Origin of the sequence: Streptococcus sp. CSL10205-OR2 (assembly GCF_025660655.1) — a bacterium.
Classification (GTDB): domain Bacteria; phylum Bacillota; class Bacilli; order Lactobacillales; family Streptococcaceae; genus Streptococcus.
The window spans coordinates 107,159-121,075 of sequence record NZ_JAOTIN010000003.1 but is presented as its reverse complement, the minus strand read 5'-3'; the positions used below and the strand labels follow the sequence as shown (position 1 = coordinate 121,075).

At 36.7% G+C, this 13,917-nt stretch carries 16 protein-coding genes and 1 pseudogene; 2 read left to right on the top strand and 15 right to left on the bottom strand.

The features are described 5' to 3' along the window. Positions 1-334: 334 nt before the first annotated feature. The gene (locus N7659_RS02955; RefSeq protein WP_026216741.1) at positions 335-535 is read left to right on the top strand and encodes a cold-shock protein; all 201 of its coding nucleotides are present in this window, start codon (positions 335-337) and stop codon (positions 533-535) included. Positions 536-609: 74 nt separating this feature from the next. Here N7659_RS02955 and coaE read toward each other — a convergent pair whose 3' ends face one another. The 12 genes from coaE to rplK form a co-directional block, all read right to left on the bottom strand. Beyond that, the gene (gene coaE, locus N7659_RS02950; protein ID WP_263275736.1) at positions 610-1,206 is read right to left on the bottom strand and encodes a dephospho-CoA kinase; all 597 of its coding nucleotides are present in this window, start codon (positions 1,204-1,206) and stop codon (positions 610-612) included. Next, positions 1,203-2,024: a DNA-formamidopyrimidine glycosylase gene (mutM, locus tag N7659_RS02945; RefSeq protein ID WP_263275735.1), complete on the bottom strand. Its 822-nt coding sequence runs from the start codon at positions 2,022-2,024 to the stop codon at positions 1,203-1,205. The genes coaE and mutM overlap by 4 nt, the downstream gene beginning before the upstream one ends. A 9-nt stretch (positions 2,025-2,033) precedes the next feature. Then, positions 2,034-2,933: a GTPase Era gene (gene era, locus N7659_RS02940; RefSeq protein WP_263275734.1), complete on the bottom strand. Its 900-nt coding sequence runs from the start codon at positions 2,931-2,933 to the stop codon at positions 2,034-2,036. Positions 2,934-2,948: 15 nt separating this feature from the next. Then, complete coding sequence (locus tag N7659_RS02935; RefSeq protein WP_263275733.1) at positions 2,949-3,353, bottom strand: diacylglycerol kinase family protein; 405 nt, start codon at positions 3,351-3,353, stop codon at positions 2,949-2,951. After that, positions 3,337-3,831, bottom strand: a complete 495-nt coding sequence (gene ybeY / locus N7659_RS02930; protein WP_263275732.1) for an rRNA maturation RNase YbeY — start codon at positions 3,829-3,831, stop codon at positions 3,337-3,339. The genes N7659_RS02935 and ybeY overlap by 17 nt, the downstream gene beginning before the upstream one ends. Positions 3,832-3,941: 110 nt before the next feature. Continuing rightward, positions 3,942-4,901 carry a PhoH family protein gene (locus N7659_RS02925; protein ID WP_263275731.1) on the bottom strand — a complete coding sequence of 320 codons (960 nt, stop codon included), beginning with the start codon at positions 4,899-4,901 and terminating at the stop codon, positions 3,942-3,944. Between the two features lie 115 nt (positions 4,902-5,016). Beyond that, positions 5,017-5,232 (bottom strand): YozE family protein, encoded by a 216-nt coding sequence (locus N7659_RS02920; protein WP_199567810.1) that lies wholly within the window; start codon positions 5,230-5,232, stop codon positions 5,017-5,019. A gap of 76 nt (positions 5,233-5,308) precedes the next feature. Beyond that, positions 5,309-6,175 (bottom strand): S1 RNA-binding domain-containing protein, encoded by an 867-nt coding sequence (locus N7659_RS02915; RefSeq protein WP_263275730.1) that lies wholly within the window; start codon positions 6,173-6,175, stop codon positions 5,309-5,311. 93 nt (positions 6,176-6,268) lie between these two features. After that, positions 6,269-6,826, bottom strand: coding sequence for a ribosome recycling factor (gene frr, locus N7659_RS02910; RefSeq protein WP_263275729.1), 558 nt, complete (start codon positions 6,824-6,826; stop codon positions 6,269-6,271). 26 nt (positions 6,827-6,852) lie between these two features. Next, complete coding sequence (gene pyrH, locus N7659_RS02905) at positions 6,853-7,584, bottom strand: UMP kinase (protein WP_263275728.1); 732 nt, start codon at positions 7,582-7,584, stop codon at positions 6,853-6,855. A gap of 162 nt (positions 7,585-7,746) precedes the next feature. Then, positions 7,747-8,436, bottom strand: coding sequence for a 50S ribosomal protein L1 (gene rplA / locus N7659_RS02900; protein ID WP_263275727.1), 690 nt, complete (start codon positions 8,434-8,436; stop codon positions 7,747-7,749). A gap of 95 nt (positions 8,437-8,531) precedes the next feature. After that, positions 8,532-8,957 carry a 50S ribosomal protein L11 gene (rplK, locus tag N7659_RS02895; protein ID WP_199567805.1) on the bottom strand — a complete coding sequence of 142 codons (426 nt, stop codon included), beginning with the start codon at positions 8,955-8,957 and terminating at the stop codon, positions 8,532-8,534. Positions 8,958-9,203: 246 nt separating this feature from the next. On the opposite strand from rplK, the gene N7659_RS02890 reads away from it, so the two are divergent. After that, positions 9,204-9,551: a DUF3397 domain-containing protein gene (locus tag N7659_RS02890; protein WP_263275726.1), complete on the top strand. Its 348-nt coding sequence runs from the start codon at positions 9,204-9,206 to the stop codon at positions 9,549-9,551. A gap of 86 nt (positions 9,552-9,637) precedes the next feature. On the opposite strand, the gene N7659_RS02885 is transcribed toward N7659_RS02890, so the two are convergent. The 3 genes and pseudogenes from N7659_RS02885 to N7659_RS08215 form a co-directional block, all read right to left on the bottom strand. Further along, the gene (locus tag N7659_RS02885) at positions 9,638-10,600 is read right to left on the bottom strand and encodes a Gfo/Idh/MocA family protein (RefSeq protein ID WP_263275725.1); all 963 of its coding nucleotides are present in this window, start codon (positions 10,598-10,600) and stop codon (positions 9,638-9,640) included. Positions 10,601-10,744: 144 nt separating this feature from the next. Further along, a complete protein-coding gene (locus N7659_RS02880; RefSeq protein WP_263275724.1) occupies positions 10,745-11,503 on the bottom strand; it encodes a DUF3883 domain-containing protein in 759 nt (252 codons plus the stop codon). Positions 11,504-11,567: 64 nt separating this feature from the next. Further along, positions 11,568-13,016, bottom strand: a pseudogene (locus tag N7659_RS08215) (DNA translocase FtsK); the annotation flags it as partial. Positions 13,017-13,917 lie beyond the last annotated feature (901 nt).

Below are 13,917 nucleotides of genomic sequence, written 5' to 3'. Positions count from 1 at the left end.
ATAAGATTTCTTTTAATGTTTATCATGATGATGACTTCATCTAAAATACTAGAGATATTATATCACACAAACCATCACTTTAGGAAATAAACTTGACAAGTCACATCAAAAGAACTAAATCATCTAATATTTTTTTAAGGATTGTTTCTTACCCATTTTTAATCTTCAAAAGCAATATTTAAAAAGAATTGTCAATTAGTTTTGCTATATGGGTGGACAAAGGAGTGAAATGATGTTATACTGACTCTAGTAGATTGATTAAGAGTAACATTTGTGTTTTATCATATTTTGTCTCAAAGATTTACCAATATTAAAGAGAGGAAGTATGTATACTATGACACAAGGTACAGTAAAATGGTTTAATGCTGAAAAAGGTTTCGGTTTTATCAGCACTGAAGAACATGGCGACGTTTTCGCACATTTCTCAGCAATCCAATCTGATGGTTTCAAAACATTAGATGAAGGCCAAAAAGTGACATTTGATATTGAAGAAGGCGCTCGCGGACTTCAAGCAGCAAATATTACAGCAAACTAAAACAAAGCCACTAATTAGTGGCTTTTTTGATTGCCCCAAAGAAAAGGAATTTCTTTTTCTTTAGGATTTTAGTTTTAAACAGAAGATTCTTTTAAAAGTGCTAATACTTTTTGTTTTGTGACTTCTTTTGAGCCGTTGTTATCAATGATAACATCTGCTTTTTTCTTTTTTGTTTCGAGACTTTCTTGAGAGGTTATTCTTTTCATTGCCTCTTCTTCACTATAATGGTTTCGTGCCATAAGACGTTTTAATTGTGTTTGTTCATCTACATAAACAAGCCAAACCTCATCAACAGAAGTTTCATAATGCCTTTCAAACAAGAGGGGGATATCCATGAAAAATATATCATGGGTTTGACTGGCACGTTCTCTTTCAAAAGCTAGAGCTTCTCTGATAATATCATCTTGGAGCTGCGAAACTTTTTGTTGCACTTCGCGGTTAGAAAAAAAGAGAGCCGATAATTTAGGACGATTGAGTTCCCCATCAGTTTGAAGAATGTCATCGCCAAAAAAATCTACCAAAACACGATAGAGTTTACCTCTTTTTTTTTGGAGGTTGTGGACCACTTCATCAGCATCAATCACTAGAAAACCTTGCTCTTTAATCAACTGACTAACAAATGATTTCCCTGAGGCAATCCCGCCTGTTAAACCAATAATTTTTGCTTTCATTTCACTTGACAAGACGGACAAAAGTGTGTCCCTCTTCCTCCTAACTTTATTTTTTCAATTGGTGTTTGACAATTAAAACAAGGCAGGCCTTGTCTACCGTATACTTTTAAGAAATCCTGCATTTCGCCCGCTTCCCCTAAGGTGTTTTGATAGGTTCTAATCGTTGAGCCTCGTTTTAATACTGCAAAAGCCAGCAACTCAATAATCGCTTGATGTAAGTGTGTGACTTGTTTTGATGAGAGGTGGGAACTTACTGTTTCAGGATGAATTTTACTAGCAAATAAAACCTCATCAACATAGATATTACCTAATCCTGCTACAAGAGTTTGATCTAAAAGATGAGACTTGATAGGACGACTAGACTTTGATAGGGCTTTTTTAAAGGGAGCTAACTTAAAATCATTTTCTATAGGCTCTGGGCCTATTTTTTTTGATTTAAAATAGTTATCCAATTCTGCTTTAGAAAAAAGTTCCATGGTGCCAAATTTGCGAACATCTTGATAAACCAAGGTAGAGCCATCAGATAATTCAAAGAAGGCATGAAAATGCTTGTTTTCAGGCACATCATTAGCAAAACTAAAATATTTCCCTTCCATGCGCAGATGAGAAATAATAACATTGTCCGTCAGCTCAATCAAAAGGTATTTCCCTCTTCTTTTGACAGCAGTAATCACTTTATCAGTAATTTCCTGCATAAATTGTTTTTTATCTGTTTTAATCATTTGAGGATAGGAAAAGAAGACCTTTTTGATCTTCTTTCCTACAAGTAATGTTTCTAAACCACGTCGAACAGTTTCAACTTCTGGTAATTCAGGCATGTTAACTCCTTAGTATTCTTTTTTATTATAACCAAAATCAGCTAAATCAAGTTTTTTATCACGCCAGTTTTTCTTAACTTTAACCCAGGTTTCTAAAAAGACCTTGTCTCCAAGCATTAATTCGATATCTCTGCGAGCAAGACTGCCAATTTTTTTCAGCATACCACCTTTTTTCCCGATGATAATCCCTTTTTGGCTATCTCTTTCGACCATGATTGTCGCTCTAATATGGATTTTATCAGTTTCTTCATCACGTTTCATCGATTCAACAACAACGGCAACTGAGTGAGGTACTTCTTGCATGGTTAAATGAAGAACCTTCTCACGAATCATCTCAGACACTAAAAAACGTTCCGGATGATCGGTAATCATATCTTCTGGGAAATACTGAAAACCCTCTTCAAGATTATCAACTAAGATACTCATCAAGCGCTCAACATTGTTTCCTTGAGTGGCTGATATTGGGACAATTTCTTTAAAAGCCATCTGACTTCTAAAATCATCAATTTGTTCTAGTAATTGATCAGGATGCACCTTATCAATTTTATTAATGACTAAAATAACGGGAATATTGGCGGCTTTTAAGCGTTCAATAATCATGTCATCACCTTTACCACGCTTTTCATCAGCAGGTACCATAAAAATGACGGTTTCTACTTCCCGTAGAGTACTATAAGCTGATTCCACCATGAAATCACCCAGAGCCGTCTTTGGTTTATGAATACCAGGAGTATCGATAAATACAATCTGTTCTGTTTTAGTGGTATAAATCCCCATGATTTTATTACGGGTGGTTTGTGCTTTATCGCTCATGATGGCAATTTTTTGACCCATCACATAGTTTAAAAAGGTTGACTTCCCAACATTTGGGCGTCCTAAAATGGCTACAAAGCCTGATTTAAATGTCATTCATTTCTCCAATACTTAATCAAAAATAAGGTTCCAAATTTTTGGAACAAAGATAACGAGACCGGTGATAACAGCATAAATAGAGACTAGTAAAACTGCTCCTGCTGCCATATCTTTTGCATTTTTAGCTAGCATTGAAAAGTGATAGTCACTAGCTAAATCAACCACATTTTCAATGGCTGAATTTAATACCTCAAAAGAAATCACTAAAAAGATGCTCAACAGTAGCAATAACCATTCCATTGCTGATAGATGGAAAAAAAGACCGGCAAGGGAAACCAAAATAGCAGATAAAAGATGCTTTTTCATGTTTCTTTCTTCTTTAAATGCCGTAAATATGCCCGTCAAAGCAAATTCTAGACTTGCTATCAGGGTCTGATTTTTCCACTTTTTCTTTGTTTTCTTATCTGGTGAGGCCATAAGCAGTCAGTATCTCCTCTTGTAACGTAAACATCTCTTTTTCTTCTTCTGGGGTGTAGTGGTCATAGCCGTTAATGTGTAAAAAACCATGGACGACTAAAAAGCCCATTTCTCGCTCAAAACTATGACCATAGTCATCTGCTTGTTCTTTAGCCTTATCTATCGAGATAAACAATTCACCAATGTAGGCATTCATCTCAAGAAGCATCTCAGATAACTCGGGATTTTCTGCTAAATCATCCTCTGAAAACATGATGTCATTATCTGGTTTGTACTCTAAACTAATCACATCAGTAGGTCTATCGGTATCACGATAGTAACGATTTAGCTCGTGGCTACGCTCATTAGTCACAAACGTCACAGCCATTTCCTTATCTGTTTTATTGATTTTCTCGGCTGCTAAATTAAGCAAATCAAGTGTTTGCTTCTTAATCACATCAGAGACTGAATTTGTCTCATCAACCATCTCTATATACATATCTATCTTCTTTCACTTTATGATAATTTCATTATACCATAGACTATGCATTATTGCTTCAAACATCTAAAAAAGCAGCACTTGCTGCTTTTATTTTTCTAAAAACTGTTTTAGTTTGTTTCCTTAGGTTCATAAGCATTGATAATTTCAGCCACAACGGGATGTCTAACCACATCTTTAGCAGAGAGGTGAACAAAATCAATGGCTTTGATGGTTCTTAATTTTTCTCTAGCATCAATGAGACCCGACGTCACATTTTTTGGCAAATCAATCTGACTAATATCGCCATTAACAATCATCTTGGAATTAAAACCTAGACGGGTTAAAAACATCTTCATTTGCATGATTGTAGTGTTTTGCGCCTCATCAAGAATGACAAAGGCATCATCTAACGTCCGTCCACGCATATAAGCTAGAGGGGCGATTTCAATAATTTCACGCTCCATCAAACGGTTAGTATGTTCTTTTCCTAAAATCTGGTAGAGTGCATCATAAACAGGACGAAGATAAGGATCAACCTTTTCTTTTAAGTCACCAGGTAAGAAACCTAGGCTTTCACCGGCTTCAACAGCAGGACGTGTCAGGATAATACGTTTGATTTGACCACGCTTTAATGCGGTGACTGCTAGAGTAACAGCTAGAAATGTTTTTCCTGTCCCTGCTGGACCAATACCAAAAACAACATCATGAGACTTGATGGCGTCAACATATTCTTTTTGACCTAATGTTTTAACGCGAATGGGCTTACCGGAATTGTCTTTAATGATTTCTTCTTCATACAAAGCGACAAATTTATTAATCTCATTATTTTTAGCCATTGATAGAGCCGTGACCACATCTGGTGTGTTGATTAGCATGCCACGCCCGACAAGAATTAACAGAGCTTCAATCGTTAGACGAGCCAACTCTACCTTTTCTTTGTCGCCAATTATTTGAATATTTTCAATGCGAGCATGGATAGTCACTCCCAATTCTTTTTCGATGAGTTTCAAGTGACGTTCATTACTCCCAAACAGGCTAAATAAATCATCTGGATGGTTTAAAATAATATCAATAGAATAATCTTGCAAAAAGTGTCTCCTTTAGTTTAAACTCTTTTCTTTCATTATATAATAAACGCAGTAAAATACCTAATAAATGCCACAACTAAGTTGATGCCACCTCAGTAAAAAGATATTTTCATTTTTAATGGTTAAGGTACTCTTCCCAAATCAAATCAAATTCATTTAAAGGAAAGCTAAAGCTAGCTTCTTCTTCCAAAAACCGACTAATGCGATCAAAATCACTGGTTTGCTTGGGAAAATCAGACTCTTCAAAAACATGATCGGCTAAAATGGCCAAAGGGGCATTACTTTTAGGATTTCTTTGCGACATTAGCCAAGTATAAAAACTTTTTCTCATTTGCTATCTCTTTCTGGAAAATACACTGAGTATTTCACTCATGGTATCTCTTAACGTTTATCGTTGTTTAAGGTTATCAGGATTGGGGAGAAATTAAGGTGACGCCTGTTGTGTCTTGTTTAATCTTTTTAGCTTTCATCAAGCCACCAAGAGCTTTTTTAAATTGACCTTTTGAAATACCAAAGGTGGTTTTAATGTCTTCTGGTGATGATTTATCATTTAGGGTCATAAACCCACCATTACTTTCCAGATAAGTTAGAATCATCTGGGCATCATTTTCAAGCATTTCAAAGGAGCGAGGTTTTAAAGAGAGGTTCAATGTTTGGTCTATTTCACGATAACCAATAACGCGAACACTTAATTCTTGACCTAGTCTTGGCTCAGTATACCTTTCACTAGGATGAATAAAACCAAGTATGTTATTATCAGGTAAGTAGACAAAAGTTCCAGATAACTTCAAACGATAAACAATGGCTCTTAATTGCTGATTGTGCATGTTGTCGTAGGCACGACCGGCTAGCTTTTGAAAAACTTCTGGTTGTGCAGGTTGCGCCCAAAGACGTCCTTTGGCATCAACGTCTAAAGAAACTAGTAATTGATCGCCTTTTTGTGGCCATAGTTGCTTTAATTCGGGTAAAATATCAAGAGAGACAACAACTTCTTTATCTGGTAAACCTGTATCAACAAAAACACCCAAATCTTTTCGAACAGCTGTCACAATTCCCCAACCATAGTTGTCTTTTGTTGCTTCAATCATTTTTGTTGTTAGGCGCATTTTTTGATGCTTGTCGGTATAAGTAAAACCAGAAACCATCTCACCCAACTGGTGTTCACCTTCTGATTTAGAAAGAGCAAAAGTAACCCCTTCTTTTTGGACAAAATAAAACTGTTCATTTTCATCCGTCACAAGACCTGTTAGTCTAGTAGCAAGTAATTCATTCATGTTTTTACCTCGTGTTTATCTTTAAACACATTTCTTTTTATTAGGGATGACTTAACGATAGGAAAAAGGGATCTGCTTGCAAATCCCTTTTACTTAGACTTCAAGCAACTCTTTTTCTTTTTCTGCTGTCATCTGATCGATATGTTTAATGGCATCGTCTGTTGCTTTTTGAATATCTTTTTCTAGCGTTTTTAAATCATCTTCTGTGATTTCTTTATTTTTTTCTTGTTTTTTAGCTTCATCCATAGCATCACGGCGAATGTTTCTGATTGCTATTTTGGCATTTTCACCAACTTTTTTCACTTCTTTGGCTAACTCTTTACGTTTATCTTCTGTTAAAGCAGGGATAACAAGACGGACAACACTACCATCTGATTGAGGTGTAATCCCAATATCACTTGCATTGATACTACGTTCAATTTCTTTTAAAATTGATTTGTCAAAAGGTGTGATGAGTAGCACACGTGCTTCAGGAACAGTAATAGAAGCCATTTGATTTAGGGGTGTCATGGCACCATAGTATTCTACTTGAATACGATCTAAAAGACTAGCATTGGCACGTCCAGCACGAATAGTCGCATACTCACGGCCTAGTGCTTGAAATGATTGTTCAAATCTCTCATTAGCTTTGGTAATAATAGCGTTTGTCATTATCTCTCTCCTTAAAATAAAATTGATTATTGTTGATGTTTATTAGATACGGTTGTTCCGATAGGCTCACCATAGACAACTCGTTTGATATTTCCTGGTTGATTAAGATTGAAGACAACCAAATCGATATCATTGTCCATGGATAATGAACTAGCGGTTGAATCCATAATCTTCAAGCCTTGTTTTAAGACTTCAATGTGGGTTAATTCGTCAAATTTGATGGCATCGGCATTTTTCCTAGGGTCATCATTGTAGACACCGTCAACCCCATTTTTTGCCATTAAAATAGCATCAGCCTCAATCTCTACAGCTCTTAGAGCAGCTGTTGTATCCGTTGAGAAATAAGGAGACCCTGTCCCTGCTGCAAAAATAACAATGCGATTTTTTTCTAAGTGTCTAAGCGCACGTCCTCTAATGTAAGGTTCAGCAAGTTGTTGCATATTGATGGCTGTTTGCACACGAGTTTCCACACCATATTGTTTCAAACTATCTGCCATGACTAAGGCGTTCATCACTGTACCAAGCATTCCAGTATAGTCTGCTGACACACGATCCATTCCCGCTTTTGCGGCAGGTTCACCACGCCAGAGATTGCCTCCTCCAATAACCAGTGCAATATCAATACCTTCTGCATGAACTTCTTGAATTTCTTTAGCCATTTTTTGAACCGTTGGTAAATCGATACCGACGCCTCTCTCACCAGCTAAAGCTTCTCCAGATAGTTTTATCAATACACGTTTATATTTAGGTTTTACCATATGACTACTCCTTACTTTATCTGTACTATTTTATCATATTTTATTTTTTTTAGATAGTTAAATCTATAGAGAAGATTGAAAAACTAAAATTGACAGTTTAAGCTATTACCTGTCTGATAATATTCATAAAAAAACACTTGCCAAAAGCAAGTGTTTTTAAGATTAAAGTGAACTTGTATCAACTTTGATACCAACACCTTGAGTTGTTGTGATTGAAAGATTTGCAATATAAGTTCCTTTAGAAGTTGCTGGTTTAGCTTTAAGAATTGTGTCGTGGAAAGCTTTAAAGTTTTCAACTAATTTTTCTGAATCAAATGACACTTTACCGATAAGTGCTTGAACGTTACCTGCTTTATCAGCACGGTAAGTGATTTTTCCACCTTTAGACTCTTCAACAGCTTTAGCAACATCCATTGTTACAGTACCTGTTTTAGGGTTTGGCATAAGGTTACGAGGTCCAAGAACACGTCCTAGACGTCCAACAACTGCCATCATGTCTGGTGTTGCAATAACAACATCAAACTCTAACCAACCACCTTGGATTTTTGCCACAAGGTCGTCTTCACCGACAAAATCTGCACCAGCAGCTTTTGCTTCTTCAGCTTTTGGTCCACGCGCAAAAACAAGCACGCGAGATGTTTTACCAGTTCCGTTAGGTAAAACCATAGCCCCACGGATTTGTTGGTCAGCTTTTTTAACATCAATGTTAAGGTTATAAGCCACTTCAACTGAAGCGTCAAATTTTGCGAAGTTAGTTTCTTTTGCAAGTGCTACAGCTTCTTCAACGCTGTAGGCTTTTGTGCTGTCAATTTTTTCAAGAGCAGCACGTAATTGTTTGCTTTTTTTAGCCATTTTAAAATTCTCCTTGTAATGTGGTATTATCGATTTAAAATCTCCCACGTCACTCATCCAATTATGATGAAGTCTTGCGGGTAATGGGGTTACGATTAATCAGTAACGTTGAATCCCATAGAACGAGCAGTACCTTCAATCATACGCATTGCAGACTCAATGTTTGCAGCGTTCAAATCTGGCATTTTAGTTTCAGCAATTTCTTGTACTTGTGCACGAGTAACTGTTGCCACTTTTGTTTTGTTAGGTGTTCCAGAACCTTTTTCAACACCTGCAGCTTTTTTCAAAAGAACAGCAGCTGGTGGTGTTTTGGTAATGAAATCAAATGATTTATCCTCATATACTGAGATAACAACTGGTATAATCATACCAGCTTGATCAGCTGTACGAGCGTTAAACTCTTTTGTGAATCCCATAATGTTAATTCCTGCTTGACCAAGTGCTGGTCCAACTGGTGGCGCTGGTGTAGCTTTACCAGCAGGAATTTGAAGTTTGACAATTTTTTCGACTTTTTTCGCCATTTTAAAATCCTCCTGTTGTGGTTCTTTCGGTAATTAAGATTTTTACCTCCCACAGTTATGCTAATATAGCATACCTTACTATTATACCTTAAAATCAGTAAATTGCAAGCTATTTTTCTTATTTTTTTATCATTAAAATCAGAAAGATATAGACTAAGTTAAATTGATTCTTGCTCTGTTCTTTTTCATATGATTATTTTAGGATTGGTCATTTACAATTAGAACAATTAACGTTAAAATAGAACCATGATGATGTACAAAATGATGGCAATTTTATTTGTTTTTATAACTCCCCTATTTTCATTTATTATGGTGAAATTATTAGGACTTAGTAAATATAAGATTAACTTAGCAGACCTATCACTTCCGCTTTTTGTCGGCGAAATTTATCTGGTGTCTAAGAATTTTTTTACACATAGTTTTATTTTTTACTATCTGATTGTGATGTCACTCCTTGCTATCGGATTAACGATTTGGTTACTACGTTCTAAAAAAGAATTCCATTACCGTCGTTTCTTTAAATTCTTTTGGCGAGCAGGGTTTATTTTAACCTTTTTATTCTATATTGCCACTGTTGTCGCTATTTTTCTATAAGACAGATCGTTTAAAAGCGCCTATCTCTAGTTTATCAGAGATGAGACGCTTTTTTGTTGTTCTATAATAGAAAAATTTTTTAGCTTCTATGATTTTCCCCAAGAACGATATAGTTCTTCAATGATTTTAATGCCAGATAAGGTCAAATCCTTAGTCATGATTGGGCTTGTTTTTTGATTTTCTAAAATCATCTGACTGACATGGTAGGCTTCTGCTTCAAAATCACTTTGCATGGGAGCCTCGATGATGTCGTGACTGCCGTCTTCTCCAATCAACCTAGCGTGTGTTGCCTTCCAAAAATGTGGAATTTCAAGACGCCCCTTGGTACCTACAATCACCATCTCATGTGGTAATTTAACATATGTGGTGAGATAGACATTCACCAAAATATCATTAGATAATTTTAGCAGGATTTTTGATTGACTATCACTTTGACCATCAGGAAAAGTAGCTACACCACTGTATGAAGTAATGGTCGCATCAAAAATATATTGTAAGTAAGATAAGGCATAGGGTGCCATAAAATGCACTGTCCCACCTCCAAGAGCTAAATCTCTAAACCAAGTGACATGGTCAATATTATCATAGGCTGTGGTTGACGACACTGAAACAATTTGACCCAATTTCCCAGAAGCAACCACTTCCTTAATGGCTTGTGTCATAGGGATAAACACTGATTTTTGGGCCTCCATCAAGAAAAGGTTGTTGGATTGCGCTAAATCAAACAATTCAACGGCTTGAGCATAAGTCAGTGTGAAGGGTTTTTCAACGAGCACATGCTTACCTGAAAGGAGCGCTTTTTTAGCTGTGAGATAGTGGGCTTGATTGACATTCGCAACATAAATGACATCAATATCAGGGTCTTTTAACATCTCATCAAGACTTCCATAAGCTTTAGAAATATCATGTTTACTAGCAAAAGCCTGGGCTGACTCTAGCGAGCGACTAGACACTGCCACCACCTCGCCATTACCAGCAAGACGGACTCCCTCAATAAAACGAGGCGCCACCTGAGCAGTTGATACGACACCATACTTTACCTTAGCCATAGCAATCTCCTTTGTCTTTGATAAAACTATTATAACATGTCAAAGAGAAATGTGATTTTTTGAGGCTTGTTAAGCTTTGGAAAGATAAATAAATGGCATCAGAAAACCCCTATCATTTAGAATGAAAGGGATTAATTTTTGAGATTATATTTTGTCAACAAGGTGATATTCAACGATAGATTTCGTTTCTTTAGTCTGTTTTTTAAATTTTAAATGATGAGTCGGGTCATCAATTAAGAGTATTTTGGGTGATTCATCTAGATTGGTTACTAAGGAAATAACATAATTTTTTCTATATTGTTTTGCTTTTTCAAATTCTTTTTCTGTCATTCTAAAAGTACCATGCTTTGCTCTAATACCTTTTACCTCAGACAAATAATGATTATCACCAACACTAATTTGAAAATCATAACCATCACCATATAACCTAGCATCTTCTAAGATGCCTTTTCTGAAAAGACTTTGCTCTTGATAATGACTCATGAAATAAAGTTCTGCTTCAAGCCCTGTTTCTTGCAACCTTTTAAAGCGTGATGAGATGATAGGTTTTTCAATAACAGCCAAGTTAGTGATTTGATAATTTTCTTTGAGATAAATTTTTACAATATCAGCAAATTCTTTAGCATTTGCTTGACCAAATAGACTATCAATTAAATCTTTTCGATGGCGGTAAATATCTGCTTTTTGCCACCAACCACGTCTACCATTATCAAAGTATGGGTCAAATAAATCCATGCGATTCTTGATAACGCCACTTGTCGCTACTAATTTTAAATCAACAAAATAGCGATAAAAAGCAGTCTTTGTGCTAAAACCAAACTCTCGAACAAATGTCATATTAAACTTAGCCAAACCATAACCAATCAAGTTCAGTACTTCATAATTTTCATGTTTGCTTGCCATTATTTTCCTCTCTTCTTTCTTCAAACTTTTTAAAAAGAGAGGGACAAATTGTCATCCCACCCTTTTATTTACTTTGTAACACTTTTCGTGGTTTGGTGCCTTCGGCTGGGCCGATGACGCCTGCTTCTTCTAGTTCTTCCATCAATCGTGTTGCTCGGTTAAAGCCAACAGAAAGGCGTCTTTGTAGCATGGAGGCACTGGCTTTTTGTGATTCGATAATCAATGCTTTAGCTTCTTCAAATAGAGGATCCCCCTCACCAGAGGAGCCATCACTTGAGGCATCATTTTCTGATACTTCGCCTGGATCAAAGCTATCGTCATAGTCCGCGTCAGCTTGTTTTTTGATAAAGTCAACAATTCGTTCCACCTCATCATCAGAGATAAATGAGCCTTGCAAGCGAACAGGGTGATTTTCATCAATTGGTTTAAAAAGCATATCGCCTCGACCAAGGAGTTTTTCTGCGCCATTTTCGTCTAAAATCGTACGGCTATCTGTCCCACTTGATACCGCAAAGGCAATTCGACTTGGCACATTGGCTTTAATCAAACCACTAATAACATCAACACTTGGGCGCTGTGTGGCAAGAATCATGTGGATACCAGCCGCTCTAGCTTTTTGCCCCAAGCGAATAATGGCATCTTCAACTTCTTTACTAGCTACCATCATTAAGTCTGCCAATTCGTCAACGATGACAACAAGAAGTGGGAGTGGGATTTGTTTAACTTCTGATGTGAGATTATATTCTGCTACTTTTGCATTATAACCAGCAATGTTTCTGACACCGATTCGGCTAAAGAGCTCGTAACGGTTTTCCATCTCATCCACTACTTTTTGAAGCGCCTTACTGGCTTTTCGAGGATTGGTCACCACAGGAATCAAAAGATGAGGAATATCATTGTAAACGGATAATTCAACCATCTTTGGGTCAATCATCATCATTTTTACCTGATCTGGTCTGGCTTTCATCAAGATACTTGCGATAATGCCATTAATCGCAACAGACTTCCCAGAACCAGTTGAGCCGGCAACGAGAAGATGAGGCATTCTTGCCAGGTTAAAGGAACGGCTAGTGCCATTAACAGCTTTTCCAAGTGGCACTTCAAGCAGTTTTTCTGGGTCTGTTTTTGACTGCTCCCACAACTCTCTAAAAGAAACTGTTGCCACTTCTGAGTTTGGCACCTCAATGCCGACCAAGGACTTCCCTGGAATTGGTGCCTCAATACGAACGTCTTTTGCTGCTAGGGCAAGGGCCAAGTCATCAGCCAAGTTAGAAATGCGGTTGACACGAACACCAATGGCAGGTTTAACCTCATATTTTGTCACAGAAGGGCCTATCTCTGCTCTTTCAACAACCACTTTAATGCCAAAGCTGGCAAATGTTGCTTCTAGTACTTTGATATTATCACGCACCAGTTTTTTCTCGCGTGTTTGGTTTTTCGGTTTGTCGATATCAAATAGATCTATGGTTGGTAACTGATAATGAAGCGTTTTTTTCGGTGTAAAATCAACATCAATTGGCGTCTCATCATCTTCAAAAGAAGGCTTATCTGCTAGATCATCATCTAAATCATAGGTGATTTCTTCTTCCTCATCAGCCACATAACCAACAATTTCTGGTTCACGATAACTTTTGGTCTCCAAAACGTTATCATAACTAGGTGGTCTTACTTCTTCTTGAGAAAAATCAGAGTCCTCTAAATCTTCTTCAGCCACTTCAATTTGTGCCAAAGCTTTTTCTTCTTCAAGGCGTTTTTTTTCTTCTTGTTTGAGGAAGCGTTCTTGTCTTTTTCGTTCATTTCTTGCTTTTATTTTTTGAGACGTGTCTTTTACAAATTCAGTAATGTCTCTAATATTCCACGGCGTCATTAAAAATAATCCTAATAAGATAAAAAGGCCACCGATGAAGAAACTACCAATGTTTGAAAATAAAAAGGAAATGGGTTTGTATAAAAGGGCACCAATCATGCCACCACCAGTGAAAGATTTGACCTGAAAAGCCATCAAATCATTAACGATGACTTTCATTGTCCCAGCAAAAATCTCCTTGTCTCTCATTATTGGCAGTGAAAAGAAATAAGCATGCCATTCCAAAAGAAGCCCCATGAGTGCCATGATAAAGCCACCTAAAAGACCATCTCTTTTTCTAATCCATTTGAAAGCATACAAATAAATAAGATATGAAAAAATAACGAGATAAGCTAGGCTACCAAATAAAAAACGGATGACATTGTAAATAGTCGTCCCAAATGGTCCCAATTTAAAAATCGCAAAAAAGAGAACTATCGTCATCCCAAGCGCTAATACTAAGCGTTTGGTTGCCGCTTGTTTTTCCTTTTCTGCCTTTGTTACGTAACGTTTTTTTGTTCTTGTTTTTCCAGAATTCTTCGATTTAGCCATACTTTTATTATAACAT